Raw genomic sequence first — 3,141 nt, 5'->3', positions numbered from 1 at the left:
ACGGGCGACATCTTCGGGGCGGCGTTCAACGCGCACCGGCTGGAACTCCGCACGACGGCGGATTACCTTCGGCTCTACGGCGCGCGCGGCCTGCGGTTCGAGCCGGGAAAGCAGTGGGAGTACAGCAACTACGGCTTCATGCTCCTGGGCGCCATCATCGAGCGGGTGGGCGGGACCAGCTACTACGACCGGGTCGCGGCGCGCGTGCTCGCGCCGGCGGGAATGACGGCCACCGGTTCGGCGCCGGAGGACTCGCTGGTGCCCGGGCGATCGGTCGGCTATACGCGGCAGGTGGTGCCCGGCCAGCTCGTGTCGAACGCGCCGACGCTCCCCTACCGCGGCACGCCCGCGGGGGGCGGGTACTCCACCGTGGGAGACCTGGCGCGCTTCGCCGCCGCGCTCAGGGAGCACCGGCTCCTGGATCCGGCGCACACGGATTTGCTCCTCGCCGGAAAGGTGGAGACCGGCCCGGGAACGCGATACGCCTATGGGTTCGTGGACCGCGTGGTGGGCAGCCGCCGCTTCGTGGGGCACAGCGGGGGCGCGCCGGGGATGAACGGCGACCTTGCGTTCGAGCCGAACGGCGGGTACGTGGTCGTCGTTCTGTCGAACCTGGACCCGCCGGCCGCGGGACAGGTGATGGCCTTCGTCCTCCCCCGCCTGCCGGCCTCCACGCCCTGAGGCAGGGCACCCGCCCTGCCGCCGGTCCCTGGTGGACGCTCGCAATTCGTACCGATGAACTTATCCCGGAGAGTGACATGAAAAGGGCAATCGCGCTGTCGGCTGCAATCCTGGCGGCTGGCGGCTCCCTGGCATGCGCCAAAGGCCCGGTCGATCAGGGCGGTGATCCGCAGCTCACGCTTTCCGCGGACAGCCTCACCGTGGATCTGGGCGCGTCTGCCTCGGTTACCGCCATGGTACTCAACACCGGTGGGACGGCACAGTTCGTTTCCCGCAACCCGGGTGTGGCTGCGGTGAGTGCCAGCGGCGCGATCAGCGGGGTCGCGGTCGGCTCCACGTACGTCGTCGCTTCACTCACCAGCCAGCCGGACGTCCGCGACTCCGTTCGCGTTCGTGTGCGGGTGGCGGTCGACGGCGAATGGGGGCAGCGCGCCGGGTTGATCGAAAACAACTCCGAGTTCGCCCTGGCGGAGTCCAACGGCAGGATCTACGTCCTCGGCGGGTATCCCCCGAGCCGGCAGACCTCCCGCACCGTGCAGATCTACGACGTCGCAAGCGACACCTGGGAACTCGGACCGCAGCTCCCGCAGCCCAACAACCACGGGATGGCGGCCTCGGTCGGCGGGAAGATCTACCTGATCGGCGGGCAGACCACGGACAACCAGGAGGGCGCGACGGCGGTCAACAAGGTGTACGAGCTGGATCCCGCGAAGGATACATGGGTCGCCAAGGCGCCGATGCCCACGGCGCGCAGCGGGGGAGTGGCCGTGGCGCACGGCGGCAAGATCTACGTGGCCGGGGGACGCGTGCCGCGCGGAAGCGACTTCGCCGTGTACGACCCGGCGGCCGACAAGTGGGAGGTGCTCCCGAGCTTGCCGAGCCAGCGCAACCACCTTACCGGCGCCGCGATCAACGGGCGCATCCACATCGTCGGCGGGCGCCTAGGCAACGGGTTGTCGCCCCTGAAATCCGATGCGCACGAAGTGTTCGACCCTCAAACCGGGACGTGGACGACCGCGGCCCCCATGCTGCGCGGACGCAGCGGGATGAACGGGGTGCTGGCCAAGGGCTGCTTCCACGTCTGGGGCGGCGAGGCGCCGACCGGCATGACGCCCGACCACGACTACTACGATCCCCGCACCAACACCTGGTCCAGCCTCCCCGACATGCCCACACCCGTTCACGGGGTCGTCGGGTCGGCCTACGTAAACGGGCTGATCTGGGCAGTCGGCGGCGGCACCGGCGTCGGCGGCGGCTTCGGCAGCCTGCTCAACCAGACCTACCGGCCGGCCGTGAGCTGCGAATGACGCGCACTGCCGCTAGCGGGCGCTGAGCGTCGCGGCAGGAGACCGTCGCATGGTGCGCATGCATGCACGGGCGGTGGCGGTCGCCGTCGTATGGAGCGCCCTGGTAGGCATCCCCACGCCGGCGGCGGCGCAGCACGAAGCGCACGGCGTTCCGGCCGGCGGGGCGCAGGTGGCGCTGACGGGAACAGTCGCCTGCGCGGAAGGCACGCCGTCTGGCGGTACCGTCGTACAGCTCTTCCACGGCAGCGGCCGTGGACGTCATCTCGTGGCGGCGTCCGTCGCCGATGCCGCCGGCCGCTTCAGCGTCCGCACCGGCGCCGGCACGTACACGCTGGAGATCGGCTACCCGGGGCAGGAGCCGCACCGTCGCCAAGCCACCGTCGCGAACGCTCCCCTGAGCGTGGGCACCGTGCGCATCCAGTGCGGTCCGCTGCGGCTGGACACGCTGATGGTGCGCGCCGATCGCGACGCCGTGCACCTGCGCAGCGGCGCCACCATCGTGCAGACGCGCGCGTCCGCGGCGGCGGGCGGCAGCATCGCCGACCTCCTGCGCACGGTGCCGGGCGTGGAGCTGAATGCGGACGGGCGCATCAGCATGCGCGGCAGCACGAGCGTCCTCGTGCTGATGAACGGGCGGCGCACCCCGCTGACGGGCGACGCCCTCGCCGCGTTCCTGCGCCAGATGCCGGCGACGGCGCTGGAGCGCGTGGAGGCAGGCACCGCCGCGTCCGCGCGGCACGACGCGGAGGGCGCCGCCGGTGTGGTGAACCTCGTCTTCCGGGATGATGCCGCCCAGCGCACCGGCATGCGCTCCCTGGCGGCCTCGGTGGCGACGGAGGATCACTACATGGGCTCCGCCGCCGCCAGCGGTGACGTGGGCCCCGTCCTGAACTGGGATGCGATGTACTCCCTGTCCGCCGTGCGGCCGTGGACGGACTCCAGGACGGCGCGCTGGAGCCTCGTCCCCGGGGACCTCCCGCTCCAGACGGATGAGGACAGCCGCGCTCGTGCCCGGCATCGCCTGCACTCCCTCCTGGCGGGCATATCCGCAACGCCCACGCCGAACACGTCCCTCGCGCTGCGCGGCGCGTACACCCGGATGGATGGCGCGTACCGGAACAGCACCGCGTCCGTCTACACGAATGCGGCGGGC

Annotated in this window: 3 protein-coding genes; all 3 read left to right on the top strand. The window is 71.5% G+C overall.

Annotation, left to right across the window (positions count from 1 at the left end):
• The coding region (locus VIB55_RS20330) for a serine hydrolase domain-containing protein (protein WP_331878498.1) at positions 1-681 on the top strand (681 nt) is incomplete at its 5' end.
• A 77-nt stretch (positions 682-758) separates the two neighbouring features.
• Positions 759-1,988 (top strand): Kelch repeat-containing protein, encoded by a 1,230-nt coding sequence (locus VIB55_RS20325; RefSeq protein ID WP_331878497.1) that lies wholly within the window; start codon positions 759-761, stop codon positions 1,986-1,988.
• A gap of 49 nt (positions 1,989-2,037) precedes the next feature.
• On the top strand, positions 2,038-3,141 hold a 1,104-nt coding region (locus VIB55_RS20320; RefSeq protein WP_331878496.1), incomplete at its 3' end, for a TonB-dependent receptor plug domain-containing protein.

Origin of the sequence: Longimicrobium sp., from assembly GCF_036554565.1 — a bacterium.
Taxonomy (GTDB): domain Bacteria; phylum Gemmatimonadota; class Gemmatimonadetes; order Longimicrobiales; family Longimicrobiaceae; genus Longimicrobium.
Note: the sequence above shows the minus strand (reverse complement) of the source record. Positions and strands in the feature narration are given on the sequence as shown.